Consider the following 25,059-nt stretch of genomic DNA (forward strand, 5'->3'; position numbering starts at 1 on the left):
GATCCTGTTGAAACTTGTGGCGCTCTTTTTTGGTCATCCGGCGAAGGTTGGCCTGGTAAAACCGGCAAGCGTTTTGCTTGCACTTATAGATGTTGTATTCTTTGCGTTCCTTGATTTTTTCCAGCGTCTTTTTGCAGTGCGGGCAGCGAAAGACCGCTTGCTTGGTGAACCGATTTCGGTGGTTGAACCGGCACTGGCACACTTTGCATTGGTATTGCCCKTTTCCGCCGTTATTGGCGTACAGGTAAGAAGAGGGAGCCTGGCAGCGAGGGCAGGTCAACGAATCCGGAACACGGTGTTTCGCATTCGCGCGGCGCTGGATGGGCCGTAAAGGACGTCCGTGCTGGGCTTCATAGTCTGCCAACAGCTTCCGGTAATCAAGGGTTTCCGGCACATCGATGATCGGAAGGTCATCGACCTGAAGTTTCCGGTACGGCTTTTGGATGGGTTCGTCCAAGTCCTCGAGATTCAAGGATTTTCCCACGATCACACCCATCAAATACACAATGATTTGATATTGGGTCTTGATTATTTCGAGCAAATAGGCTAATAATTGAGGTAACAAAGCTTGTCACTCCTTTGTTTTGGCTGTTGGGTGTCGTTACCTCAATGATGGCCGAAAACAACGGGGGTGGCAAGCTTTTTTTCTTCCAACCGTTGAAACTCAAGGGAAAACCGTGAGTGTGGAGGATAAACTTTTGACAATACCGCTGACGGAAGGGGAGAGAGGAGCATGATTGCGGAACTCCGCATAGCAGATGAAAAAATGGCCGCTATGGTGCTACGCCTGCAGCGGCAGCGTATGCGATCGAGGCGCAGCTCATCGGCAGCACAGCGCTTCCGCCGCTTCACGATGCGATCGCTTCTCTGCAACGATGCAGCGATCGCTTTTTTGGCTATTTTCAAGGCGAATGGCTCGTTGGGGCGATCGCCTATGAGCGAAGCGGCCCGACGCTTCACCTTTGCCGGCTGATGGTCGACCCGGATTTTTTCCGCCAAGGGATCGCCAGCACGTTGCTTGACTTTGTCATCAAGCAAGAACCGTCGATCAGCGAGATCGTCGTGACGACCGGAAGCGGCAACGCGCCGGCCATTTGCTTTTACGAACGCCATGGGTTTCGCGCCATCGAGCGCATCGAAACACCAGAAAAAATCGAGTTACTGAAACTCGTGAAACGAAGCGGATGACAAGCGGGTGTGAGTTTTCAGTTGTGCATAATGCCGATCTTGGCCATACAGATCCAATGGCAGTGCTGCCGAAAGGCGCTCAAGCAGAGATGAAAAGCGGATCTGTTGCGTTTCGTTTGCCTGAGCGGGCGGTTGAATGATCGATAGATGAATAGAGAGGAGAAGCAAAGGAACACATGGGGACAACCTTGTATTTGACCAGACATGGGGAAACGAAGTGGAACGTCGAAAAGCGGATGCAAGGATGGCAAGACTCGCCGCTCACGGAAAAAGGGCGGCAAGACGCCATGCGGCTTGGAAAGCGGCTTGAAGCGGTGGAATTGGCCGCGATTTACACAAGCACAAGCGGCCGGGCGCTGGAAACGGCCGAGCTCGTCCGCGGCGGGCGGCTCATTCCGATCTATCAAGACGAGCGGCTGCGAGAGATTCAACTTGGCGATTGGGAAGGCAAGACGCATGACGAGATTCGGCAAATGGATCCGACTGGGTTCGATCATTTTTGGAACGCGCCCCATCTGTACGCTCCAAGGCGAGGCGAGCGGTTTTGCGACGTGCAGCAGCGGGCGCTTGAAGCGGTGCGGCGCATCATCGAGCGGCACGAGGGAGAAACGGTGTTAATCGTCACTCACGGCGTTGTGCTGAAAACGCTTATGGCGGCGTTCAAGGGCGCGCCGCTTGACCAGCTGTGGGCGCCGCCGTATATGTACGGCACGAGCGTGACGATTGTGGAGGTGAATGCGGACGTGTTTCGCCTGGTTGTGGAAGGCGATGTTTCCCATCTAGAAGAAGTCAAGGAAGTATAGATAGGGAAGAAGGATGGAGAATTGGAGGCGGCGCTGTTTCTTCGGTTCATCGCCATAATATGCGCTTGGCCAAGCGGATCGGTTTCTTGCGCCATCATGCATCCTCATTCATGATTCAAGAAATGGATGAAAGCTATGAGTGGGCGCCTTCCAGTACAACGTTTGGTGAAGAACTGCTTTTTCTTATCAAGTCTAGTTATCCAAAAAAACAGCCCCGTTTTCCTCGATCGGGAAGCGGGGCTGCGCCGTTTATACGAGCCCGAGCCATCTCGCTAGCTGTGCGGTCGTAAAGGTGACCGCAATGGCAATCGCTGTCGGCAAGGCAAAGGCGACGAACGTCCATTTTGCGCTTTTCGTTTCTTTGTAAATGTTGACGAGCGTCGTGCCGCATGGGTAGTGAAGCAGGGAAAACAGCATCATATTAAGGGCGGTGAGCCACGTCCAGCTGTGGTCGAGCAAAAGTTGTTTAAGAGAATGCAGACCATCGGCTTCGATGAGCGCCCCCGCGGATAAATAGCCCATCAGCAAAATCGGCACGACAATTTCATTGGCTGGCAAGCCTAAAATGAACGCCATCAAAATGTAGCCATCCAATCCCAATGCTTTGGCAAATGGGTCAAGCCAGTCGGCTAAATACGCCAGCACGGTCGTATCTCCCACGTGAACGTTGCCGAGCACCCATGTCAGAATGCCGGCCGGCGCCGCAACCGTTACCGCCCGTTTCAGCACATAGAGCGATTTGTCGAGGGTGGTCCGGATGATCGTCTCCATGATTTTCGGGCGTCGGTACGGCGGCAGCTCCAGCGTGTAATGGGTCGGAATGCCGCGCAAGGCCGTCTTGGATAAGACCCATGAAACGGTCAACGTGACGACGATGCCAAACAACACCATGGCGACGACCACACCTGCTGTCACGAACGTGTTCCATCCGCCTGTATAGCCGGCTGCCATAAATAAGGAGGAAAGCAGGATCAGCGTTGGCCAACGTCCATTGCAGGGGACGAAGTTGTTGGTCAAAATGGCCAGCATTCGTTCGCGCGGTGATTCGATAATGCGCGTCGACATGATGGCCGCCGCGTTGCAGCCGAAGCCCATGGCCATCGTCAGTGATTGTTTGCCATGCGCCCCCGCTTTTTTAAACAAGCGATCCATGTTAAAGGCGACACGCGGCAAGTAGCCATAATTTTCGAGCAACGCGAATACGGGAAAGAAAATCGCCATCGGCGGCAGCATCACGCTGACGACCCAAGCCGTGCCGCGGTATAGGCCAAGTACAATGAGGCCGTGCAACCAGTCGGGGGCGTGAATCGCTTGAAAGGCCATGGTGAGATACGTTTCGATCGTTCCGAACAAGCGGGCGAGCGAATCGGAAAATACGTTGGCGCCGGCGATCGTCATGTACAGGACAGCGGCGAGAAGCGCCAGCATAATGGGAAATCCCCACCGCTTCGACGTGACGATCCGGTCAATTTGTTCCGTTCGATCACGTTTTGCGACCGCTGTATGCGTGACACATTCTTGAGAAAGCGCAGCGGACGTTTGGAAAATGGCAGACACGATCTGTTCACGCGTGTCAGCCGGTGCTAATGACTTGGCTTCGTTCATGAGCTGGTCAAACTGATTTGACAGATCCGCAGCAGGCATACGCGTTCCCCTCCTTGATCAATGGTTGCGGCGGTTGTTTCAGCGCTTGAAGCAGCGATGCATCACCGTCAAGGAGACGAAGAGCGATCCAGCGAGCAGGATACGTGTCTCCCATCACGTCTTTCACGAGTGGAAGAAGTTTGGCAATGCCTTGTTCGATTTCCGGGCTGTACCGGATGGAAAGCGGGGTGGTGTTGATGCGGCCATGCGCCATGGCATCCACTGTATCAAGCAGTGCATCGATTCCTTCCCGGTTGCGGGCCGAGATCGGCACGACCGGCACGCCGAGTTTGACGGCTAATTTTTTTGTATTGATATGAATGCCTTTCTTTTTCGCTTCATCCATCAAATTGATAGCGATAATGACGCGGTCGGTCATTTCCAATACTTGAAGCGCTAGATTCAAGTTGCGTTCTAATGCCGTCGCATCGACGACAACGACCGTGACGTCAGGACGTTGAAACAGAAGAAAATCGCGCGCCACCTCTTCATCGGCTGAATTGGAATAGAGCGAATACGTTCCCGGCAAGTCGACGATCCGGTACAATGCGCCGCGGTGGCGGCATTCTCCTTCGGCATGAGTGACCGTTTTCCCGGGCCAGTTGCCGGTATGTTGGCGCAGGCCCGTTAAGACATTGAACAACGTGCTTTTGCCGGTGTTCGGATTTCCCATTAAGGCAATCGTATACGTCATATCAGTCATGGTGGATCTTCTCCCCGTAAATATAGTCGCTTTCTTCTTTCCTTAATGCGATCGTCGTGCCACAAACGCGATAGGCGGTCGGGTCGCCAAGCGGGCTTCTTTGTCCCACCTTCACTTCCCCGCCGGGTACAAATCCCAAATCAAGCAACCGCCTTTTTAACATAGGATCAGGAACATCAACCTTTTCGATGCGAAATCGATCGCCCGGTTTCATATCGGAGAGGCAGCAGTATTTTGCTTTTGCCATAAAAGTTTCCCTCCAGTTAATATTTTTTATTAAGGACATTTTTTTGGATTAGACCAACTTTTGAATTTATCATATTCCAGTTGCCTCGCTGTTGTCAACAAATTCGTTTCATCTTTTTCTGACAGAGTTGTCGAACCAACAACTATTCAAAACAGTAGGAAATCATGTTATCATATGAATAGTCTGAACAAATTCCGAAAACGCTAAACGGCAAGAAAATGGAGATTCCGATCCGCAAGCTGCTCCTTGGCTTCCCGCTCGAAAAGGCGGTCAACCCAGGCTCGATGGCCAATCCAGAGGCGCTCGACTTTTTCCTCGAGCTGGCGAAGACGCTGGCGGCGAAGACGCAGACAAGCTGAAATGCGAAAGGTTGTTATTAAGTGACGATGCTTAATAACAACCTTTCTATGTATTAGTGAATTATAAATAGAGGAGTCGGGGGCATGGAAGAAAGCAAGCGGACTAGGCTAGTTTGGAAATCCATCGGTGATTGAGGAGCGGACGACGGTGAAAGAGATGTTGGGGCGATGAGACGAGACGGTGTCCGTTTTCATGATGAGAAAGTCCGGAAGATCTGTTTAGGAGAACCTTCCGGGCTTCATTTGCGGCGACGATGATTCGGAGTTTTAGTATGACGTAAGCAGGGGGATGTTGTTTGATAATGGCTATGTTCACACAGGATATGGAACAAGCGTTCAACGTCGAAGAGATCAACGAAATGGAGCGGACTGACGTCTAGTACATATTGAGCGCCGTCTTGACCCGCCTGATCTCCTTTTTGTTTTCGAACAGCTCTTCAACTAAAATGTTTTGGCCGTTGGCGACATCGGTGATCCGTTTGTCCATGTCGGCCACTTGCTGGCTTAATTGGTTGAGTTGTTCATTCGTTTGCTGCACTTGTTTGGCGAGCTGGTCGACTTGCTCATGAGTTTGCTGTACTTGGTGATTCAGCTGTTGCACTTGGCTGTTAAGGTGTTGGACTTGTTGGCCCAGTTGCTGCACTTGTTCGTTTGTTTGTTGCACCTGTTGACCGAGCTGTTGCACTTGCTCGTTTGTTTGTTGCACCTGTTGGCCCAGTTGCTGCACTTGTCCGTTCGTTTGTTGCAGCTGCTCGGCAAGTTCTTTAATGGCTTGCCAAATCATTTCATTTGTAATATCCCCCATTCGACAATCTCCTTTCTCGTTCGATTCTCTCTCTATTATACATGACGAAAGATGGGAACGATAGAGAAAAGATGGCGAAATGTTTTTCTTTGCGGCGCGCCCCCTCGATGTGATATAACAAAAGAATGTCAACAGTACACTATTGGAGGATGGGCACTGTGATCCGTGTCAGCCATTTGCATAAATCGTTCCGCGTCCATCGCCGCGATGCGGGATGGCTTGAGGCGGTGCGTCATTTATGGCGGCGCGACTATCGCGTCATTGAGGCGGTGAAGGACGTTTCGTTTACGATTGAGAAAGGGGAAATCGTCGGCTTTTTAGGGCCAAACGGGGCAGGGAAAACGACGACGATGAAAATGTTGGCCGGTCTCTTGCATCCGACGTCAGGAGAGATCACGGTCGGCGGGTTTGTGCCGTTTGAGCAAAAGCCGGAGTTTAAAAAAATGATGAGCTTGGTGATGGGGCAAAAAAGCCAGCTCATTTGGGACATTCCGCCGATGGAGACGTTTTTGGTCAATAAAGCGATTTATGACATCGACGATCGGTCGTTCCGCCAGACACTCGAGGAATTGACGGAGCTGCTCGACTTGGCGCCGCTTCTTGACAAGCCGACGCGTAGCTTGTCGCTTGGCCAACGGATGCGCTGCGAGCTGGCGGCCGCGCTGTTGCATCGGCCGCACGTGTTGTTTTTGGATGAGCCGACGATCGGGCTGGACGTCCATACGCAGGAAAACGTGCGCCGCTTTATCGTCGACTACAATCGGGAGCACGAGACGACGATTTTGTTGACGTCGCATTACATGGGGGATGTCGCGGCGCTTTGCGACCGGGTGATGATCATTAACTACGGGCGATTGATTTACGATGGGGAGCTGTCGGTGCTGACGGAGAAGCTGGCGCCGTACAAGCGGCTTGAGGTTCGGTTTTCTCGGCTGCCGAATGTCGATTGGAGCGAGTACGGCGAAGTGGTGGAAATCGAAGAAGGAACGATTGTGCTCAGGGTGGCGCGCGAGACGGCGGCGGAGACAGCAGCGCGGTTATTGGAACGGTTTGATGTCCGCGACATCAACATCGAAGACCCGCCGCTTGAGGAAGTGATTGCGCGCGCGTTTTGGGAGGAACACGTATGATTCGCAAATATATCGCCCTATTGCGGATGAAATACATCGAAATGCTTGCGTATCGGCTTGCGACGTTCGTCTGGATGACGGGCGCCATCACGCAGCCGCTCATTACGATGTTTGTCTGGATGAACATTCATCCGGAAGAGAGCGAGTCGTTTCTGTTCTATTTTATGGCGGTCATTTTTGTCGAGCGGATGACGAGCGCGTGGGATGTATGGGAGCTCGACCGTGAAATTCGCGAAGGGACGTTTTCGAATTTGCTGCTTAGGCCGGTTCATCCGATCCATTGGGCGATTGCGGAAAACATCGTTTACAAATGGCTGTTTGCCGTCATTTTAGCGCCGGTTTGGCTGGTGGGGGCGGTGTTTTGGCCGCCGCTTCGCCCGCATATGACGGCAGGGCAAGCGGTGCTGTTTTTGGCGGCGGTCGTATTGGGTGCGGCGCTTCGGTTTTTGTTGAGCTACTCGTGCGGGCTGCTCGCGTTTTGGGTCACAAAGGTGGCGGCGGTGTACGGGGTGATCGACGTCATTTCGTTGTTTTTGTCAGGACGGATCGCGCCGCTGGAAATGCTGCCGCCGGCGCTTCGCGAATGGAGCGAATGGCTGCCGTTCCGCTATATGATCAGTTTTCCGATTGAAATCGCCACCGGGGCGGCGGATGGAGGAGAGTTGGCGCGCGGCTTTGCGGTGGCGGTCGGGTGGATGGCCGTGTTTGTCGCGGCGGTGCAGTGGCTTTGGAAAGCAGGAATGCGAAAAAACCAGGCGGTAGGTGGGTGAATATGCGGCGGTATGGGCGGGTGTTCCGCGAGTTTTTCCGTGCTTGTTTGGTTGAGGAATTGGAATATCGAAGCGAATTTTTCGGCAATTTCATCGCCAGCTTTTTTGGTCTCGGCATCGCCCTGCTTACGATCCATATCTTTTTTTATCAGACGGACCGGTTAGGCGGCTGGACGTATGGGGAAGTGCTTGTGCTGCTCGGCGTTTTTAATACGCTGCGCGGATGGATCGATTTCGCGCTTCGGCCGAACATGCTGCGTTTGCTTGAGCATGTCCGGCGCGGCACGCTCGATTATATTTTGACGAAACCGGTCGATAGCATGTTTTACGTCAGCTTCCGCCACCTTGTCTTTTGGCGGTTGATCGATGTGGCGCTTGGCTTTGGCGTCATCGGCTACGGCTTGTATGTCGAACGCTACGTGCCGTCGGCGGCGGACGTCTTGATGTTTTTCGTCGTGATGACCGCGTCACTCTTGCTTATTTATTCGTTATGGATGATCCTCATGACGACGTCGTTTTGGGTGGTGCGCATTGATGATTTGTCGTTTATTTTCGATTCGTTTTTTGATACGGCCCGCTTCCCGGGCAGCATGTACCGCGGCGCGGTGCGCTTCGTGATTACGTACGTTCTGCCGGCGGTGTTGATCACCAATACGCCGGCTTTGGCGCTGCTTGGGAAATGGAGCATGGCTGCGGTGCTGGCGGCTTTGGCTGTGGCTATGCTCTTTTTATGGGCTTCCCGCCGCTTTTGGCGGTTTGCCTTGCGCTTTTACACCGGGGCGGGCGGGTGAGGAAACGGCTCCCTAGACGGGGGCTTTTTTTCTTTAGTCATGGCTATTTGGCCAAGATATCGACGGTGATCGGCAGTATATCGACGAGCATCATGCTGCTCGATTCGCTTCTTTCCGCCGTGAATGATGGGGAAGCGTTCCAGTGTTTATGACTCGAGCGTTCGGTTGATTGTTTCTTTCCTTGCATTGGCTCGGGATGCTCTCCTTTCGCCGGCGACTCCCAGATCCATTTTTTCCATATTGATGGTTGGATGGCGGAGAGAATGGACACGGAGAAGGGGGAGGATGACTGTTTCTTTGCTTTCATATTCGTTGACTTTTACGTCAACGTCAATTAAAATAAAATTCATAATATTACTTCTATAAAAGGGATGGCCATGCACTATTTCACCATTTCCGATTTGGCGCACGAGTTTGATGTGAGCACCCGGACGATCCGCTATTATGAAGAACGCGGATTGCTCTCCCCAATCCGGACCGAGTCAGGGCAGCGGCTGTATACGAAAAAGGAGCGGGCAAAGCTCAAGCTCATTTTGCGCGGCAAACGGTTCGGCTTTTCGCTTGACGAGATTCATGAGATGATTTCGCTGTTTGATGAGGACCGAACGGGGAAGAAACAGCTGGAAAAAACGGTCGAATACGGGCGGCGGAAATTGAAGGAGGTGAACGAGCGGATTGAGGATTTGCTGCAGCTGAAGGCGGAGATGGAAGCGCTGCTTTCCGATTTTGAACAGCGATTGCGGCAATGGGAGGGATCGGATGGTTGAACATTTCAGAGCTGCTTGCCCGCAATGCGAGGAAATTTCCCGACAAGACGGCGATTATCGATGGGGAAACGGAGCTTTTCTACGCCGAAGTCAACCGAACGGTCAACCTATATGTATGGGAAGAACAATCGAAAGGGGCAACGTATATGATTCCGATCGTAACGGCTGAGGAAATGTACGCCATTGACCGGGAAGTGGCAGAACGGATCGGCATCAGCGCTGACTCGTTGATGGAAAACGCCGGACAGGCGCTGTTTTGGGCGCTGAAGAAGCGGATTCCGCCCGCTGCCAAGGTGGCGGTGCTCGCGGGCACGGGCAACAACGGCGGCGATGGGTTCGTCATCGCGCGCATGTTGAAAAGTTATGGCTATGAAACCGATGTCTGGCTCGTTCCGCCAAAGGAAAAGGTGAAAGGGGCGGCGCGCACGGCGCTTGAGGTGTACGAGCAGTCCGGTTATGCATGGATCGCTTATGAAGGAAAAGAGCGGGAGTTGGCGGCGCTCTTGCCGCATTATGACATCATCATTGACGCCTTGCTTGGCATCGGCGTCAAAGGGGACGTACGTCCGCCATATAAGGAAATCATCGAGCAAGTGAACCGTTCGCCGGCGGTCGTTTATGCGATTGACGTGCCGAGCGGGGTGCCGGCGGACGGTGGGGAAGCCGGCATGGCGGTCCGCGCTGATGCGACACTGACGGTGCAATGCCCGAAACTTGGGGCGTACACGTTCCCGGCGGCCGATTATTACGGAGAGCTCACCGTCGTGGATATCGGCATTCCGCCGGCGGCGGTGCAGGCGAAGGCGGCTGCTCGGTTTTTGTGGGAAAAGAGCGATGTGGTGCGGACGATGCCGAAGCGAACACGGTCATCGCATAAAGGAACGTACGGCAAGCTGCTCATTGTCGGCGGGTCCAAGGCGATGGCCGGCGCGGTGACACTCGCCGCGAAGGCGGCGCTTCGCAGCGGGGCGGGGCTGGTGACGATCGCCGTTCCGGAAGCGATGTATGAGGCGGTCGCCAACCGCGTGCCGGAGGCGATGTGTCGATTATGGCCGGCCGAGGGCGGCGCGTTTGCCGGCGCGGCCGATTGGGACGGGCTTGAGATCGATGCGATCGCGGTCGGCCCAGGGATGGGCCGGACGGAAGGGGTTCGCCGCTTGGTCAATGAGCTTGTGCGCCAGCCGGTGCCGCTTGTCATCGACGCCGATGCCTTGTTTTTTTGGGACGACTACGCCGAGCTGGTGCGCGAACGGAGCGCGCCGACGGTGATCACGCCGCATCCGGGGGAAATGGCGCGCCTCCTTCGCCGCCCGGTCAGCGAGGTGGAACGCGACCGGTTTGGCGTGTCGAAGCGGCTGGCGATGGAATATGGCGTCTATGTCGTGTTGAAAGGGCCGTATACGATTGTGACGGCGCCAGACGGGGCGCAATATGTAAACGCGACCGGCAATCCGGCCTTGGCGAAAGGCGGGAGCGGCGACGTGTTGACGGGCATCGTGGCGGCGTTTTTGCTGCAGCACGAGGCGGTGCAGCCGGCGGTGAGCAATGCAGTGTTCGTGCATGGAAAGGCTGCTGATTGGCTTGTTCAACACGGTCATTCGTCCTGGGATGTATTGGCGTCGGACGTTGTGGATGCCTTGCCGGCTGTGCTCACTTCGCTGACGTGATCAACCGGCCCATTGAAAGGGGCAATGGGGGATGAACACGATTCCTGCCGGTTTGCGATGACCGGCTGGCGTATGGGCTGTGTCAACTACCCCCACTTAGCTAACGCTTGAAGTGGGGGCTTGCAACTCCCCAGAAGTACAAGCGGACTTCGTCCTCCTTCCTTGACTTGGGGTTGCATCAGGGCAGGTTGACAACTACCCAACGACGCAGGTCATGCCTGCATCGTTACCGATTCTCTCGGTGTGTCTGTTGGCAGTACTTGGCTTCCACACACAACAGACGGATCTACGCTCGATGTTTTACGGCTACAACGTTTCCTGTAACCAACTCCATACATCGAGTAGCAGTTATTGGAGTGCCTTTATTAAACGGTTTTCTCCACGCCTTTATTATATCATACACAAAAGAAAAGGGGAACGCGCATTCCTCTCCCACTTCTGCGCGAAATAGGATGAAATAGCCCCTTACACCGCCGGCATTTGTGAATTCTCGATCCCATTTTCAACGCTGAAGCCGTATTTGCGCCTGCGGCTCTGAACCTCCCGATGGCTAAAGCCACGGGGTTCTTGTGTACTATAGAGCTTCTTCCATACCTTCGCATGGATACTGACTCTACTTCCACAAGACTTTCATGGGCAAACACCTTACTGGTGCTTATCGCCCTGTGCGCCCGATTCAAGACGCTTTTTATCATTTAAATTCCCATGCTACTTACGACATATGGCTGAAGACGAAGTCGTTTGATTTCTTCATCATGCAGTCGAATAAATTGATCCCATCTCTCTAAACATTTGTTCCTATCTATTTCTTTTCGATTGTTTTTCACGTTCATGATTAAAAATGCGCTGTATAAATCTCGTTGTACTTTGTGTCCGTCTACTTCATGCCATCGTTGAGAAAGTGTTTTCTTGTTGTACTCATCGTTTTGATGGTCGTATTGACTTGCCTTGACGCTAAATGTGTCGATGTATTGAAGGGAATAGCCTTCATATTGCAGTTTTTGATTTAGTATGTTCAAAAACAAACTTGGCGCACGATTCGCAATGCTTTTCCCAAATCGTTTTTTCTTTTTGTATTTTCCGTTGGCATCGACTTTTGTTTCTTTTGCCTTTGCTTGAAGTGCTCTGAAATTCATTTTTTCTACTTGGATATGATGGCCTAATGTGATGATCCAATTAGCAAGCCGTTGATGATCTTGTTTACGTTTTTCAGCCATCTTTCTTTGCAACTCGGCTAGTTGTTGACGAGTTTTTAGATAATTTTTACTCCAAACCCATTTTTCCTTGTTGTCTTTTTTTATTGTTCCATCTTCATTGTATTTGTGTGGATTATTCGCCCGTCTTTGACGATCCAATTTTCGTTGAAGAACTCGCTTTTGCTTTTCTATGTTTTCGATGCTCGGCGCAAGAACGAACAACTTGACATTATTCATTGAACAAATAGCGATGGTTTGTGTTCCTATGTCGATGCCAACATCGCCTTGCCCTATTGGATGTTTTACTTCTCCTGTTTGACGGTTTATTTTCTTTGGCGGCACACCTTCAAGGGTGAGTTGGAGAAAATACTTGATTTTCCCCCTAATCCGTCTACGAACGATGCGACAATATTTTATACGGTCTTGTAGAGCCGTATGTGCATATATATCGTTTGAGCGAATTATAACAGGAATAGATAAACCATTCCAAAGCAAATGTTTGTTTTTGAAACGGATGCCTGTGCTATTTGTTTTTCCTTCTAATGAATCCATATCGTTGTATTTTTTAAAAGACACTTTTTTGGCATTGCCAAAGATTAGTTTTTCCATTGCCATACATGCTCTCGTAGCGATTTTTTGTGCGGTGTGTGAGTCGATGTGTTTCTTGAAATGGTGTTGCATTGGCTTAACAAAATCGTGCATAGCGTATTCATTGATTCCGTACTGCCGATATAACTCATTTAGCAAGTTGTTTCTTTCTTTTGATTTTGGTTGTTGGATTAGATGACGATACTGCTTATCGTGTTGTAGTTTTTTATACCGTTTCAGCAATTCGCCCAAACAAGCGTTGTATATTTTTCTGCCAATTTCAAAACGTTTCTCTAATATGTGCGCTTGCCATAATTCTGTTTTGAGTTTCAACGTCAGCACGTAGCTTTTGGTTTTTGTTTTCGCCAATGACACCACTTCCTTTATATTCCTTTATACGTTCTTTTGGTTTTCGATGTACTGTTTAACCGCTTCTTCTGAAATATGACCAATTGTGCAACAAAAATAACTTCGTGTCCATAGCGACGGTAGTCTGCTTTTTAACGAAGGATATTTTTCTCTTAGTATTCGACTACTTTTTCCTTTAAATGCTTGTATTAATTTATGGATATGCTGTCGTGGATCAAAAGAAATAAACATATGAACATGATCTGGCATAATTTCTAACGCTTTAATTTCAACATCATTTTCTTTCGCTACTTCATACAAAATCTCTTTTAAATCTTTTTCAATATCTCCAACTAATACTTTACGTCTATATTTTGGACAAAATATAACATGATATTGATTTAAATAAACAATTCCATTTTTATGAGTATACTTATCATTAGACATTAGATAAACACCTCCTATCTAATATTTATTATACAAAATATTAGATAGGAGTCAATTATCTAATATTTTTTGTTTCGTTTCATCCCAACGACTAAAGTCGTGGGCTTTCACGAAACGCATCCTGTAATTATTGGTTTATCAGCCGACATTCAGCTTCCGCTGATCGCTGGGCTGCGACCTTTACGCGTTTGAAGCGAGAGTCTTCTTTCGAAACGATGATCAACGTTGCGGAAAGGAGGCAGTTCCATTTTTAGATAAATATTGATATCATGAATGTAGAAATAGAAGAAGGGAGATAGGAATCGTGCCGCGATTCGTTTGGCTTGAAACGGAGGAAGAAGTGAGAAGCGCCTTTCCGGTGATGCGTGAGCTGCGCACCCATTTGGATGAGGAAACCTACACGGCGCTCGTGCGAGAAGCGCAAGAACAAGAAGGGTATCAGCTTGTGGCGTTATATGATCAGGACAAAATGGTTGCGGTTGTCGGATTCATGCCGATGATCACGCTCTATAACGGCCGCTTTATTTGGGTGTGCGATTTGGTTACCGCTTCGAGCGAACGTTCGAAAGGATATGGAAAGGCGTTGTTGTCCTATGTGCACGAGTGGGCGAGGGAGCACGGCTACGGGATTGTTTCGCTGTCGTCCGGCCTGCAACGGATAGACGCCCATCGCTTTTATGAGGAAAAAATGGAATATGCAAAAGTCAGTTATGTGTTTTCAAAACGCTTATCGAGTTGAATCCAACGGCGTCTGTTCAGCAGACGCTTTTCATTTTGGGGGTGGGAAATTGTCCTACTTTTCATTATAATAAGAATATATAGTCCGTATTTTGGAATTAATATTCTGATATTCGGAATTGAGGGGCAATGATGAACAAAACGGTGTTAAAAACAAAAGAACTGCTTGATTTGTTTCTCGACTGCGAACGGTTGACTTTGCCAGAGATGGTCGAACGGCTTCAGATGCCGAAAACATCGGTATACCGGATGGCGCAGTCGCTTGTCGCGCTTGGCTTTTTGCAAAAGCGGGGCGATCACTATGAACTCGGTTTGGCATTGTTGACGTTTGGGTCGCTCGTTGCCGAGCGGCTCGATATTCGTCGGGTGGCGCTGCCGGTGATGGAGCGGCTGAAAGAAGCGACGAACGAAGCGGTGAATCTTGTCATCCGCGACGGTGATGAGGCGCTCTATATTGAAAAAGTCGAGACGTCCGAGCCGGTGCGCGTCTATACGAAAGTCGGCCGGCGCGCGCCGCTGTACGCCGGCGCGTGCCCGCGCGCTTTGCTGGTCTTTATGGACGAAAAAGAGCAAGCACGCTATTTGGAACGAACAAAACTTGTCAAAATCGCCAAAAATACCGTAACGGACAAGCAGGCGTTGCGTCGGCAGTTGGAAGAAGATCGGAAACGGGGCTATACGGTCAGCTATTCTGAGCTGGAAAACTATTCGGCGGCTGTGGCTGTACCGATTTTTAACCATGAAGGCGCGGCCATCGCCGGGCTGAGTGTCGCCGGCCCGGAACAGCGTTTTTTGCCGGATGATGTGGCGCGCATCGTTCCGTTGCTTCGGCAGGCGGCGATGGAGATTTCACGTGAACTTGGCTTTCAAGGAAAGGGATGGAAATGAACTATACGCTGTTTCCGTTATGTGAATATGCAGTGACCGTCCGGTTTGCCGATTATATCGATGAGACCGTAAATGATATCGTTCATGAGACAGCGGTTCGCCTAAAGAGAAAACGAAAAGAAGGGGTCAACGAAATTGTGCCGGCGTTTTCATCGCTTACCGTGTATTACGACCCGCTGGCGATTGGTTATGCGGACGTATGCCGGTGGCTGCGCGAAAAGGTCGAGTCGTCTGGACAGACGGACCGGCCTTTGGCGCGAACGGTTGTTATTCCTGTCTGCTATGGCGGTGAATTTGGGCCGGACTTACCAGAGGTCGCCCGCTTTCACGGGATAACGGAAGATGAGGTGGTTACGCTTCATTCGGCCGGCCGCTACCGTGTCTATATGATCGGGTTTTCGCCCGGGTTTGCGTATTTGGGGGGCTTGTCGCCGCGTTTGTCCACACCGAGGCGGGCGGTGCCGCGCACAAAAGTGCCCGCCGGTTCGGTCGGCATCGCCGGCGGGCAGACGGGCGTCTATCCGCTGGCGACGCCGGGCGGCTGGCAGCTGATCGGCCGGACGCCGCTCCGCGTATTTGACCCGCACCGGAAGGAGCCGAGCTTGCTTTCCGCCGGTGACATTGTTGAATTTCGGCCGATTGGCGCCGATGAATTTGCACGTTGGAGAGATGAACATGATTGAAGTCATGGAGGGCGGATTTTTTACGACCGTTCAAGACAGCGGGCGTTTCGGCTACCGGCATGCCGGGGTGCCGGTGGGCGGGGCGATGGACGCGTGGGCGTATCGCCTTGCCAATGCGCTTGTCGGCAACCATGGCGATGAGGCGGTGCTCGAGGCGACGATGTCCGGGCCGACGATTCGGTTTCACGCCGAAACGGTGATCGCCATATGCGGCGGCGAGTTCTCATGCGCGCTGAACGGGCAGCCGTTGGCGCTTTGGAAGCCGGCGGCCGTCAAGCCGGGCGATGTGTTGGAAATCGGGGCATACCGAGTGGGATGGAGAGCGTATATGGCCGTAGCAGGCGGCATTGATGTTTCGCCTGTGATGGGCAGCCGTTCAACGTACGTCCCGGCGCAGCTTGGCGGTGTATCGGGCCGGCCGTTGCGGCGCGGGGATGTGTTGAAGATTGGGCCGGCCGCTCTCATTTTCCCTTCAAAGTCGCTGCGTTGGGGGCTCTCCCGGTTGGCCAGCCGCTATATCGGCGGAAAAACGAAAACGGTGCGCGCTGTCCCTGGTCCGGAATATGACGAGTTTACGCCGGACAGCCGCACTCAGTTGTTTGCCGCCTTCTATGAGGTGACGCCCCAATCCGACCGGATCGGCTGCCGGCTCGCAGGCCCGGCGCTAGTCCGCGCCCGCGAGAAGGAGATGGTGTCGGATACCGTCGTCTTCGGCACTGTGCAAGTGCCATCGTCCGGCCAACCGATCGTGTTGATGGCCGACAGCCAGACAACGGGCGGCTACCCACGCATCGCCCAAGTGGCAGCAGTCGATTTGCCTTTGTTGGCGCAGGCGCGTCCCGGCGACCGTATCCAGTTTCGACCGATCGCGCTTGAGGAAGCGGTGCAGCTTTATATCGAACAACAGCAACGGCTGGATCGGTGGATTGCCGCCATTCGCCGCCAATGGGGGGAAGAATCATGACGGTCATTGATCTCAATTGCGATTTTGGCGAAAGTTTTGGTGCATACGAGCTTGGGCAGAAAGAAATATTGTTATACGTTACGTCTGTCAACATCGCCTGCGGGTTTCACGCTGGCGATCCGCTCGTCATGCGGCGGACGGTGCAGCTCGCCATCCAGCATGGCGTTGCCATCGGCGCCCACCCCGGTCTTCCTGATTTGCTCGGATTTGGGCGGCGGGCGATGGCGGTTTCACCCGAAGAAGTGTATGCGTACGTTGTTTACCAGATCGGCGCACTTGCAGCCTTTGTCAAGGCGGAAGGCGGCGTGATGACGCATGTGAAGCCGCACGGCGCCTTGTACAATATGGCGGCGAAAGACGCGGCGTTGGCCGAAGCGATCGCCAAAGCGGTGCGCGATGTCGACCCGATGCTTGTCTTATACGGCTTGTCGGGAAGCGAACTCATCCGCGCGGGCCGCGCTTATGGCTTGCGAACCGCGAGCGAAGTGTTCGCCGACCGGACGTATCAGGCGGATGGTTCGCTCACTCCAAGAAGTGATGCACGTGCCATCATTGTGGATGAAAATGAGGCGGTCCGCCAAGTGCTTCGCATGGTTGGCGAACAGCGCGTCCGCTCATTGCAAGGGACGGACGTGACGATTGAAGCCGACACCGTCTGCCTGCATGGCGACAATGAGCAGGCGGTGCGATTTGCCAAGCGGTTGTATGAAGCGTTGCAGCAAGAAGGCATTGCCATTCAGGCGCTGCGATAAGAAGAGAGACAATGCATAAGAATGAAAGCCGATTAAGCGTGTTGATCGGGGCCGTTTTTTTGATGGCGACATCGGCCATCGCTCTCGGGTTGGCGACATTGCCGTTTTTCCATGTCACCGGGATGGTGCACAGCATGCACGTGCCGATTTTCGCCGGCTAAGCGCCGAATTCAAAACCGCTGCCAGCCGGCTTTGCCCGGCCGACAGCGGTTTTTCGTTTGCCGTCCGTTTTTTGCCATCATTATGAATAATTTTCCTCATTTGTTGAACAATAATGAAAGACATCAGCCGGGCGAAAGGAGGGAGAGAGGCGCTGGTGACAGAAAAACGACTTCTGTTCTTCTCACTGCTGGCCATCGCCTTATATGTGTCGCCGTACTTTGTGCTCGGTGAAGATGCGCATATGCGCGTCCATGACAATTTGGATTCCAACATTGCCTGGTATAAAGTGCTCACCCGAAGCGGCGAACTGTTTGGACCGGTTGACGGAATCATCCCGCAAATCATTAACGGATTGCCGCGCAACGCGTTCGGGACGGAGTTCAGCGGCATCGTCTGGCTTCACGCTTTGTTTCCGTCCATTTACGCCTATGGGCTCAGCCAAGCCATCACCCGCGTGTTCGCGTTTGTCGGCATGTATCTTTTGCTGAAAAAGCATGTGCTGCCGGCCGGACGCTGGGGATGGATCCGCATCGGCGTTTCGTTAACGTTCGCGCTGACGCCGTTTTGGCCGTCAGGGATGTTGAGCACGCTCGGCATGCCGCTTGCGCTTTGGGCGTTTTTAAACATTCGGGGCGGGGAGCGTTCATGGGTGAATTGGGCGGTGTTGACGCTCTTGCCGCTTTACTCGAGCTTTGTGCTTGGCTTTTTCTTTTTCCTAAGCGCGCTTGGGATTTGGTGGCTCATTGATGTCATCCGCGGCAAGGGTTGGAATTGGCGGTTTTTGGCGGCCATCGTCTATATGACGGTGCTCTATTCGGCGGTCGACTACCGGCTTGTCCATTCGCTCTTGTTTTCCGATGAACCGACAAGCCGAGACGAATATTTCCACGCCCGCCTGCCGCTTTGGCGGGTGATCCGTCTGACGTTCAAAAACTATGTGCTCGGCCATACTCATGTGATGACGGTGCACGGGTTCGTCATTTTGCCGGTGACGCTCATCGCCTTGTACTTCGTGTGGAAGCGGAAGCGCTGGCGGCAGGAAATGCCGTTTCTTGTGCTGCACGTATTGAACTTCGCGTTGTCGACATGGTATGCATTTTGGTTTTACAAAGGATGGCTGCCGCTCACGGAACGGTTTGATTTGCTCGATAAGTTCAATTTCGCCCGCTATCATTTTTTGCGGCCGATGGTCATTTACGTTTTGTTTGCGATGGCGCTGAAAATTATTTGGCAGGAAGGACGGCGGTGGCGGGCGGTCAGCGCGGCGGCGATCGCTTTGCAGCTGTTGGTGCTTGTCTTGCACAATGAGGAAATCGTCTACCGCAACAAGCCGTCATTTCGCGAATTTTACGCTGAGAAGCAATTTGCCGCCATCCGCGAGTATATCGGCCGTCCCGTCCATACATATCGCGTCGCCAGCATCGGCATCCACGCGGCGATCGCCCAGTACAACGGTTTTTACACGCTTGATACGTACAATAACTTTTACCCGTTGGAATACAAACACCGGTTCCGCTGCATTATCGCCAAGGAGCTGGAAAAAAACAAAAAGCTGCGCGAGTATTTTGACGAATGGGGCGGGCGTTGCTACCTTTTTGTCGACGAACTCGGCAAACATTATATGTTCAAGAAAACGTCGAAGCGGACGATCCGCCATCTTGAATTGAACACAAAAGCGTTTTACGCCATGGGCGGGCGTTATATTTTCTCGGCGTTGCCGATTGAAAACGCAAGCGACAACGCGTTGCATCTTGAGCGTGTGTTTCGCTCGGACGAATCTGCTTGGACGATTTACTTATACAAGGTCGCATGGAAAGGGGGAACGTGAGATGTCCGAACCGGTAGTAGCCATCGTCGTGCCGTGTTACAACGAAGAAGAGGTGCTCCCAGAGACGATCCGCCGCTTGCAGGCGCTGCGCGGCGAACTTGTTGAGGAAAAAATGATTTCGCCCAAAAGTGCGCTCTTGTTCGTGGATGACGGAAGCCATGACGATACATGGAAAATCATTTACAAGGCGAGCTTGCGCCATCCGGAAGTGAAAGGGCTGAAACTGGCGCGCAACGCTGGGCATCAAAACGCGTTGCTGGCCGGTCTGTTTGCGGCAAAAACACACGCCGACTGCTTGATTTCGATCGATGCCGATTTGCAAGATGATTTGTCGGCCATTCGCGAATTTGTGCAAAAGTTTCGCGAAGGGTATGACATCGTTTACGGCGTGCGCCGGCGTCGCGATACGGATACGTGGTTTAAACGCCATACCGCCCAAGGATTTTATCGGTTAATGAAGATGTTTGGCGTTGATCTCGTGTATAACCATGCCGACTACCGTCTGATGAGCCGGCGCGCGGTCGAGGCGCTCGAACAGTTCGGGGAAGTGAACTTGTTTTTGCGCGGCATCGTTCCGCTTCTAGGTTTTCGCTCGGCGGCTGTCTATTACGACCGGAAAGAACGGCTGGCCGGAAAAACAAAATACCCGTTAAAAAAAATGATCGCTTTTGCGCTCGACGGGGTCACATCGTTTAGCGTCACCCCGATTCGCTTTATTTCGCTCATCGGCTTTCTCTCGTTTGTCGTCAGCCTCATCTTCGGCGCCTATTTTCTCTTTTTAAAGTGGGCTGGGCATACCGAGACGGGATGGACGTCGCTCATTACCTCGATTTGGCTGCTAGGGGGGATGCAGCTCATCGCCCTTGGGCTGATCGGGGAATATGTTGGAAAAATTTATAAGGAAACGAAACGGCGGCCGCGCTACATCGTCGATTTGGATTTATGGAACTGGCCACTGCCGCAGCGGCTGTCGCCATCGGCTTCGTCCGAGGAGGCGGAAGCGGCGAAGCGGCTGCGGCCATAAGGAAACGGCAGGCGTGCACAAGCGCGCCGTTTTTCTTTGTCTTGCAATTCTAAAAAAGAAAGAGTAGACTGATGGATGGGAATGATATGGCGGATTGGCGGGGGATGCAGAGAAGGCGGTCTTTCGCCAGCTGGCAAAGGGTGTTTGTCGAGAAAGGGGAGGGTAAGTGATGGCCGATTGGCGTGAATGGGCGGAACTGCGCGAGCGGGTGAGAGAGGCCAATCCGCTCGTCCACAATATGACGAATGTCGTCGTGACGAATTTTACGGCGAACGGATTGCTGGCGCTTGGCGCTTCGCCGGTGATGGCGTATGCGAAAGAGGAAGTGGCAGAGATGGCGAAGCTTGCCGGCGCGCTCGTATTGAACATCGGGACGCTGAACGCTGAGGAAGTAGAGGCGATGTTGATCGCCGGCCGGGCGGCGAACGAAGCCGGTGTGCCGGTGGTGTTCGACCCGGTCGGAGCCGGGGCCACGCGCTATCGAACGGAGACAGCGCGCCGCATCGCCGAACAGGTGAAGCTTGCAGCGGTCCGCGGCAATGCGGCGGAAATCGCCAATATGATCGGCGAGACGTGGGCGATTAAAGGCGTCGACGCCGGGGAAGGAAGCGGCGATGCCGCGGCTTTGGCGAAGCGGGCGGCGGCCAAGCTTGGCACCGTTGTGATCATCACCGGAAAGGACGATGTCGTCACGGACGGAAACACGACGTATTTGGTTCACAACGGCCACCCGCTGTTGACGAAAGTGACCGGGACGGGCTGTTTGTTGACGTCGGTGATTGGGGCGTTTGCCGCTGTTGAGCGTGATATGGTGAAGGCAGCGGTGGCGGCGCTCGCCTATTATGGCGTCGCGGCGGAGCGGGCGGCTGCAGAAGCTGGGGAGCGCAGTCCGGGCCGTTTTCAGTCGTTGTTTCTAGACGCGTTGGCGCACACAAGCGCCGATGATGTGAAGCGTGACGGACAGGTCGAACAACGGTAAAAGGAGAGGGGCGCCACATGGTATTCAAAGCGTTGACGATTGCTGGTTCGGACAGCGGCGGCGGCGCCGGCATTCAAGCGGATCTCAAAACGTTTCAAGAGCTTGGTGTGTTTGGCATGTCAGCGATCACAGCGGTGACGGCGCAAAATACGCTCGGCGTGCAAGGCGTCTTTCCGCTGTCGGCGGAGGCGGTCGCCGCCCAGATCGAATCGGTGGCCGCTGATTTAGGCGCCGATGCGGTGAAAACCGGCATGCTTTTTAGCGCCGATATCATCCGCACCGTGGCTGAACAGGTGAAAAAACACGGCTGGGAGCGGCTTGTCGTCGATCCGGTGATGATCGCGAAAGGCGGCGCCCCGTTGCTGCAAGAAGAGGCGGTGGCGGCGCTGAAAGAAGAACTGTTGCCGCTGGCGCTTGTCATTACGCCGAACATTCCGGAAGCGGAAGCGCTGACCGGCACGGCCATCCGCACGATGGATGACCGCCGCGAAGCGGCGCGCCGTCTGCACCGGATGGGCGCCCGCTACGTCGTGATTAAAGGCGGCCATGATGACGACGGCGAGGAAACGGTCGATTTGCTGTATAATGGAGACGGATTTTCGTATTTTAAAAGCAAGCGGATCGACACGCGCCATACGCACGGGACCGGTTGTACGTTCGCTGCGGCGATTGCGGCTGAACTGGCGAAAGGGCGCCACCCCGCTGATGCTGTGGCAACGGCGAAGGCGTTTGTACAATCGGCGATTGCCCATCCGCTCGGCATCGGCCAAGGCCACGGGCCGACGAACCATTGGGCGTATCGGCAATATGGGGAGTGAGACGGGTGACGCGCATCACAAGCGAAGAAATGAAAGAGCGGTTGGCGGTGTACTTTATTATGGGAACCCCAAACAGTGAGAAGCCGGCGGAGCAGGTGCTCGAGGAAGCGCTTGACGGCGGCGTGACGCTGTTTCAATTTCGCGAAAAAGGACCGGGCGCTTTCAAAGGGGAAGACAAAGCGGCGCTCGCCCAGAGATTGCAGCGTCTTTGCCGCACTTATGGCGTGCCGTTTATCGTCAACGATGACGTCGAGCTGGCTATGGCCATCGATGCCGACGGTGTCCACGTCGGCCAAGATGATGAAGACGCGCGGCGCGTGCGGGAGAAAATCGGTGATAAAATTTTAGGCGTTTCCGCCCACAACGTCGAAGAAGCGATGGCGGCTATGGCGGCAGGGGCTGATTACATCGGCGTCGGCCCAATTTATCCAACCCGCTCAAAGGATGATGCGAACGAAGCGCAAGGCCCCGATATTCTTCGCCGCCTCCGCGAAGCGGGGATTACGATTCCGATTGTCGCCATCGGCGGCATTACGGCTGACAATGCAAGAGAGGTGATGGAGGCCGGAGCGGACGGGGTGTCGGTCATCAGCGCCATCGCGTCATCTCCGTCGCCTAAAGCCGCCGCTTCTCGTTTATTGGAGGCGGTGCGGGCTGCCCGTGTGAAACGGTGACCATCAAACAGACAAGACAAAAGGGTGTCCTGTTCGCAGGACACCCTTTTTGCGTCTTATGAAGCCGTCTGCCGCCACCTCGGCCACCGCCATTCAAGCAGCGGCCGCACGAGCCGGACGACCGGCCGGCTGCCGAGAACGAGCATAACGGCGACTGACAGCGCGAGCAGAAGCGGATAGCCGTGCACATCCATAATAAAATCCGTAAACGGCGTTTCGTGCAAATATTTTAAAATAAACCCGTGCAAGATATAGATGTAAAACGTGCGCGCCCCAAGCACGGAAAACGAGAAGCGCCGGCTCGGGATGAGCGACAGAAAGCCAAACATCATGAGCAGGCTCGCCCCATAAATGGCAAGGCGGCCCGCCGCGCCGGCCGGCTCCGACACGCCGAGCGTATCGTATGACTTTGAGCCGTACAACCAGTCTTGCGGCAAGTCTGGAAACCCGAAATGAATAAGCACAAACATGCCAGTCAGCACAAACAGCGAAGCGACGCGCACCGGTGCGGCAAACAGGCGCTCGATCGCCGGCTTTGGCGTGAAAAACCCGAGCAAAAAGAACGGGAAAAACGTGAGCGTTCTTGACAAGCTCAGCCATTTTTCCGCTTCCATCATCCCGCCGGCCAAGCCGAGAAGAAGCGCCATCGGCAGCGCGATCCGCTTCGGCAGCCGGCCGAACCATAACAGCAGCACGTTCCAGCTGAACAGGCTGAGCAAAAACCATAGGCTCCAATGCGGGGTCAACAAGTCAAGTTCCAACGACTGTTTGTCGTACAGGAAGAAGTAGTAGACCGAGTACAGCAGCTGGAACAGAACGTACGGAATGAGCAGCTTTTTCGTAATTTTTTGCAAGTAGCCGTGTTCATAGAACTTTTTGGCGAAATAGCCGGAAATGAAAATGAACGCCGGCATATGGAAAAAGAAAATCCACGTATACAAGCTGTGCACCCATAAGACGCCGTCAATGTACGGGCGCAGAAAATGGCCAAACACGACAAGGAGCATCAACGCACATTTCGCGTTGTCAAAATAATAGTCCCGCTCCTTCACAGTGTTTCCTCCTTTTCTAACACATCAATTCGAATCATACTTCTTTTTTTTGGGGGAGTCAACCGCAGAAACATGCCGCTGCCGGAAAGCGGCTGTCCATGCAACAGTTTGACAAAGAAAGGTGATGATTGGGTGAAAAACGGCCGCCGCGAAACGGACGATATGACGCAGTTGTTGCAAATCATCAACGCCAAAGGGGACGAAGGGGAATTGAACGCCATCGTCTGCAACGATGAATTGTTTTGGAAAAGCTTGCGGGCGCAGGCGGAAGACAGTGCAAAAGGAGGCGAATAAGAAATGGAGTTGCTGCGGGCGAAACGGATCGCCGAGGCCGGAGAGATCGTCCCGGTGACGTATGAAGGAAAACGGGTGATCATTCAGCACGTCGATGAAGGGCGGGAAATGGCGCGCATTTATTTTGCTGATGAGCCGGAACGCGAGCAAGACGTACCGGTGCGCCTGCTTGAAGAGCTGTAGGCGCCGGGCAAGTTGTCGTTGTTTTGTCAAGGGGTGTGAGTAAAATATTTGTGGGTGACATTCAGGAATGATTCCCCGACGAGGGTTGCGAACTTTTGTTCGCGACGCTCGTCGGGGCCACCAAGCGAAGCGCGGTAGAAAAAAGCAAATGTCATGCAAAAAGGACTCTCTCCCTGCTATGATGGTGATGACCAACATCCATAAAACAGGAGGGAGAGAGTCCATGAAACATCTTACCACAGAATGGCCTTTATTAAAAGAGCTGGAGGAACAATTAGTCAGAACTCTTCAAAAGGTGTTCGCTGTCTTGTTGGCGGCCCTTTTGGAGGAGATTGATCAACAACTGGCGGAAGCGCGGGACAAGCGCCGGTATCAGCTGAAAGACAAACGGCCGACTACGATCCAAACGCTGTTTGGAGAAGTGACGTTTCGACGGAACTACTACTATGACCGGCAAACGGGGAACTATACCTTCTTGCTGGATGCCGAATTAGGCTTTGATGGGGCCCGATCGATCAGTCCTTGCCTCGAGGAAACGGCGGTCGAGTTGGCCGTAGAGTGCTCTTC

29 protein-coding genes and 2 pseudogenes are annotated in these 25,059 nt (G+C 53.2%); 22 read left to right on the forward strand and 9 right to left on the reverse strand.

Translation table 11 applies throughout. From position 1 onward, the window contains the following. A pseudogene (locus AP057_RS15265) lies at positions 1–565 on the reverse strand (transposase); the annotation flags it as partial. 168 nt (positions 566–733) lie between these two features. Between AP057_RS15265 and AP057_RS15270 the strand changes: the two are divergent. Both AP057_RS15270 and AP057_RS15275 read left to right on the forward strand, forming a co-directional pair. Continuing rightward, a pseudogene (locus tag AP057_RS15270) lies at positions 734–1,188 on the forward strand (GNAT family N-acetyltransferase). A gap of 176 nt (positions 1,189–1,364) precedes the next feature. Next, positions 1,365–1,991: a histidine phosphatase family protein gene (locus AP057_RS15275; protein ID WP_049625324.1), complete on the forward strand. Its 627-nt coding sequence runs from the start codon at positions 1,365–1,367 to the stop codon at positions 1,989–1,991. Between the two features lie 249 nt (positions 1,992–2,240). On the opposite strand, the gene AP057_RS15280 is transcribed toward AP057_RS15275, so the two are convergent. From AP057_RS15280 to AP057_RS15290, 3 genes are read right to left on the reverse strand one after another with little or no spacing between them, the layout of a single operon-like run. Then, positions 2,241–3,635 (reverse strand): nucleoside recognition domain-containing protein, encoded by a 1,395-nt coding sequence (locus tag AP057_RS15280; protein ID WP_049625323.1) that lies wholly within the window; start codon positions 3,633–3,635, stop codon positions 2,241–2,243. After that, the gene (locus AP057_RS15285) at positions 3,604–4,338 is read right to left on the reverse strand and encodes a FeoB small GTPase domain-containing protein (protein ID WP_055359139.1); all 735 of its coding nucleotides are present in this window, start codon (positions 4,336–4,338) and stop codon (positions 3,604–3,606) included. The genes AP057_RS15280 and AP057_RS15285 overlap by 32 nt, the downstream gene beginning before the upstream one ends. Continuing rightward, the gene (locus AP057_RS15290; RefSeq protein WP_053532501.1) at positions 4,331–4,585 is read right to left on the reverse strand and encodes a FeoA family protein; all 255 of its coding nucleotides are present in this window, start codon (positions 4,583–4,585) and stop codon (positions 4,331–4,333) included. The genes AP057_RS15285 and AP057_RS15290 overlap by 8 nt, the downstream gene beginning before the upstream one ends. A gap of 218 nt (positions 4,586–4,803) precedes the next feature. On the opposite strand from AP057_RS15290, the gene AP057_RS17610 reads away from it, so the two are divergent. Then, positions 4,804–4,944 carry a hypothetical protein gene (locus tag AP057_RS17610; protein ID WP_160331340.1) on the forward strand — a complete coding sequence of 47 codons (141 nt, stop codon included), beginning with the start codon at positions 4,804–4,806 and terminating at the stop codon, positions 4,942–4,944. A gap of 376 nt (positions 4,945–5,320) precedes the next feature. On the opposite strand, the gene AP057_RS15295 is transcribed toward AP057_RS17610, so the two are convergent. Beyond that, on the reverse strand, positions 5,321–5,749 hold the full coding sequence (locus AP057_RS15295) for a hypothetical protein (protein WP_033016597.1): 429 nt from the start codon (positions 5,747–5,749) through the stop codon (positions 5,321–5,323). A gap of 158 nt (positions 5,750–5,907) precedes the next feature. On the opposite strand from AP057_RS15295, the gene AP057_RS15300 reads away from it, so the two are divergent. From AP057_RS15300 to AP057_RS15310, 3 genes are read left to right on the forward strand one after another with little or no spacing between them, the layout of a single operon-like run. Then, entirely contained in the window at positions 5,908–6,879 is a 972-nt protein-coding gene (locus AP057_RS15300; RefSeq protein ID WP_033016598.1) for an ATP-binding cassette domain-containing protein, read from the forward strand. Beyond that, complete coding sequence (locus AP057_RS15305; protein WP_055359140.1) at positions 6,876–7,649, forward strand: ABC-2 family transporter protein; 774 nt, start codon at positions 6,876–6,878, stop codon at positions 7,647–7,649. The genes AP057_RS15300 and AP057_RS15305 overlap by 4 nt, the downstream gene beginning before the upstream one ends. Before the next feature lie 2 nt (positions 7,650–7,651). Further along, complete coding sequence (locus AP057_RS15310; protein WP_055359141.1) at positions 7,652–8,440, forward strand: ABC transporter permease; 789 nt, start codon at positions 7,652–7,654, stop codon at positions 8,438–8,440. A gap of 43 nt (positions 8,441–8,483) precedes the next feature. Here AP057_RS15310 and AP057_RS15315 read toward each other — a convergent pair whose 3' ends face one another. Next, positions 8,484–8,747 (reverse strand): hypothetical protein, encoded by a 264-nt coding sequence (locus tag AP057_RS15315; protein ID WP_033016601.1) that lies wholly within the window; start codon positions 8,745–8,747, stop codon positions 8,484–8,486. Between the two features lie 70 nt (positions 8,748–8,817). Here AP057_RS15315 and AP057_RS15320 point away from each other — a divergent pair, with 70 nt between their 5' ends. Both AP057_RS15320 and AP057_RS15325 read left to right on the forward strand, forming a co-directional pair. Continuing rightward, the gene (locus AP057_RS15320; RefSeq protein WP_025950097.1) at positions 8,818–9,207 is read left to right on the forward strand and encodes a MerR family DNA-binding transcriptional regulator; all 390 of its coding nucleotides are present in this window, start codon (positions 8,818–8,820) and stop codon (positions 9,205–9,207) included. A gap of 146 nt (positions 9,208–9,353) precedes the next feature. After that, positions 9,354–10,874 carry a bifunctional ADP-dependent NAD(P)H-hydrate dehydratase/NAD(P)H-hydrate epimerase gene (locus AP057_RS15325; protein WP_049625430.1) on the forward strand — a complete coding sequence of 507 codons (1,521 nt, stop codon included), beginning with the start codon at positions 9,354–9,356 and terminating at the stop codon, positions 10,872–10,874. Positions 10,875–11,569: 695 nt separating this feature from the next. Here AP057_RS15325 and AP057_RS15330 read toward each other — a convergent pair. After that, positions 11,570–13,033, reverse strand: coding sequence for a transposase (locus AP057_RS15330; RefSeq protein WP_227412724.1), 1,464 nt, complete (start codon positions 13,031–13,033; stop codon positions 11,570–11,572). 18 nt (positions 13,034–13,051) lie between these two features. Further along, the gene (gene tnpA / locus AP057_RS15335) at positions 13,052–13,453 is read right to left on the reverse strand and encodes an IS200/IS605 family transposase (protein WP_044743973.1); all 402 of its coding nucleotides are present in this window, start codon (positions 13,451–13,453) and stop codon (positions 13,052–13,054) included. Between the two features lie 304 nt (positions 13,454–13,757). Between tnpA and AP057_RS15340 the strand changes: the two genes are divergently transcribed. From AP057_RS15340 to thiE, 11 genes are all read left to right on the forward strand, one after another. Then, a complete protein-coding gene (locus tag AP057_RS15340; RefSeq protein WP_033016602.1) occupies positions 13,758–14,192 on the forward strand; it encodes a GNAT family N-acetyltransferase in 435 nt (144 codons plus the stop codon). 131 nt (positions 14,193–14,323) lie between these two features. After that, positions 14,324–15,079 carry an IclR family transcriptional regulator gene (locus AP057_RS15345; protein ID WP_049625428.1) on the forward strand — a complete coding sequence of 252 codons (756 nt, stop codon included), beginning with the start codon at positions 14,324–14,326 and terminating at the stop codon, positions 15,077–15,079. Further along, positions 15,070–15,762 (forward strand): 5-oxoprolinase subunit PxpB, encoded by a 693-nt coding sequence (gene pxpB / locus AP057_RS15350; RefSeq protein WP_183084004.1) that lies wholly within the window; start codon positions 15,070–15,072, stop codon positions 15,760–15,762. The genes AP057_RS15345 and pxpB overlap by 10 nt, the downstream gene beginning before the upstream one ends. Beyond that, positions 15,755–16,726 (forward strand): biotin-dependent carboxyltransferase family protein, encoded by a 972-nt coding sequence (locus AP057_RS15355; protein ID WP_055359142.1) that lies wholly within the window; start codon positions 15,755–15,757, stop codon positions 16,724–16,726. The genes pxpB and AP057_RS15355 overlap by 8 nt, the downstream gene beginning before the upstream one ends. After that, positions 16,723–17,478 carry a 5-oxoprolinase subunit PxpA gene (locus tag AP057_RS15360; RefSeq protein WP_055359143.1) on the forward strand — a complete coding sequence of 252 codons (756 nt, stop codon included), beginning with the start codon at positions 16,723–16,725 and terminating at the stop codon, positions 17,476–17,478. Before AP057_RS15355 ends, AP057_RS15360 begins: the two co-directional genes overlap by 4 nt. An 11-nt stretch (positions 17,479–17,489) precedes the next feature. Further along, positions 17,490–17,639 (forward strand): hypothetical protein, encoded by a 150-nt coding sequence (locus AP057_RS17615; RefSeq protein WP_155266792.1) that lies wholly within the window; start codon positions 17,490–17,492, stop codon positions 17,637–17,639. A 113-nt stretch (positions 17,640–17,752) separates the two neighbouring features. Continuing rightward, positions 17,753–19,468 carry a DUF6044 family protein gene (locus AP057_RS15365; RefSeq protein WP_055359144.1) on the forward strand — a complete coding sequence of 572 codons (1,716 nt, stop codon included), beginning with the start codon at positions 17,753–17,755 and terminating at the stop codon, positions 19,466–19,468. Between the two features lies 1 nt (position 19,469). Continuing rightward, positions 19,470–20,492 carry a glycosyltransferase family 2 protein gene (locus AP057_RS15370; RefSeq protein ID WP_055359145.1) on the forward strand — a complete coding sequence of 341 codons (1,023 nt, stop codon included), beginning with the start codon at positions 19,470–19,472 and terminating at the stop codon, positions 20,490–20,492. Between the two features lie 169 nt (positions 20,493–20,661). After that, positions 20,662–21,471, forward strand: a complete 810-nt coding sequence (gene thiM / locus AP057_RS15375) for a hydroxyethylthiazole kinase (RefSeq protein WP_033015373.1) — start codon at positions 20,662–20,664, stop codon at positions 21,469–21,471. Positions 21,472–21,488: 17 nt separating this feature from the next. Further along, the gene (thiD, locus tag AP057_RS15380; RefSeq protein ID WP_033009277.1) at positions 21,489–22,289 is read left to right on the forward strand and encodes a bifunctional hydroxymethylpyrimidine kinase/phosphomethylpyrimidine kinase; all 801 of its coding nucleotides are present in this window, start codon (positions 21,489–21,491) and stop codon (positions 22,287–22,289) included. 5 nt (positions 22,290–22,294) lie between these two features. Beyond that, complete coding sequence (thiE, locus tag AP057_RS15385; protein ID WP_049625119.1) at positions 22,295–22,963, forward strand: thiamine phosphate synthase; 669 nt, start codon at positions 22,295–22,297, stop codon at positions 22,961–22,963. Between the two features lie 56 nt (positions 22,964–23,019). Here thiE and AP057_RS15390 read toward each other — a convergent pair whose 3' ends face one another. Next, positions 23,020–24,015 (reverse strand): acyltransferase family protein, encoded by a 996-nt coding sequence (locus AP057_RS15390; protein WP_033015367.1) that lies wholly within the window; start codon positions 24,013–24,015, stop codon positions 23,020–23,022. A gap of 72 nt (positions 24,016–24,087) precedes the next feature. Here AP057_RS15390 and AP057_RS15395 point away from each other — a divergent pair, with 72 nt between their 5' ends. From AP057_RS15395 to AP057_RS15405, 3 genes are all read left to right on the forward strand, one after another. Next, a complete protein-coding gene (locus AP057_RS15395) occupies positions 24,088–24,309 on the forward strand; it encodes a hypothetical protein (RefSeq protein ID WP_055359146.1) in 222 nt (73 codons plus the stop codon). A 3-nt stretch (positions 24,310–24,312) separates the two neighbouring features. After that, on the forward strand, positions 24,313–24,492 hold the full coding sequence (locus AP057_RS15400) for an H-type small acid-soluble spore protein (RefSeq protein WP_044743955.1): 180 nt from the start codon (positions 24,313–24,315) through the stop codon (positions 24,490–24,492). Between the two features lie 223 nt (positions 24,493–24,715). Next, positions 24,716–25,059, forward strand: a 344-nt coding sequence (locus tag AP057_RS15405) for a UPF0236 family transposase-like protein (protein WP_200910083.1), incomplete at its 3' end; no start/stop codon positions are given.

The organism is Geobacillus sp. Sah69, from assembly GCF_001414205.1.
GTDB lineage: Bacteria > Bacillota > Bacilli > Bacillales > Anoxybacillaceae > Geobacillus > Geobacillus stearothermophilus.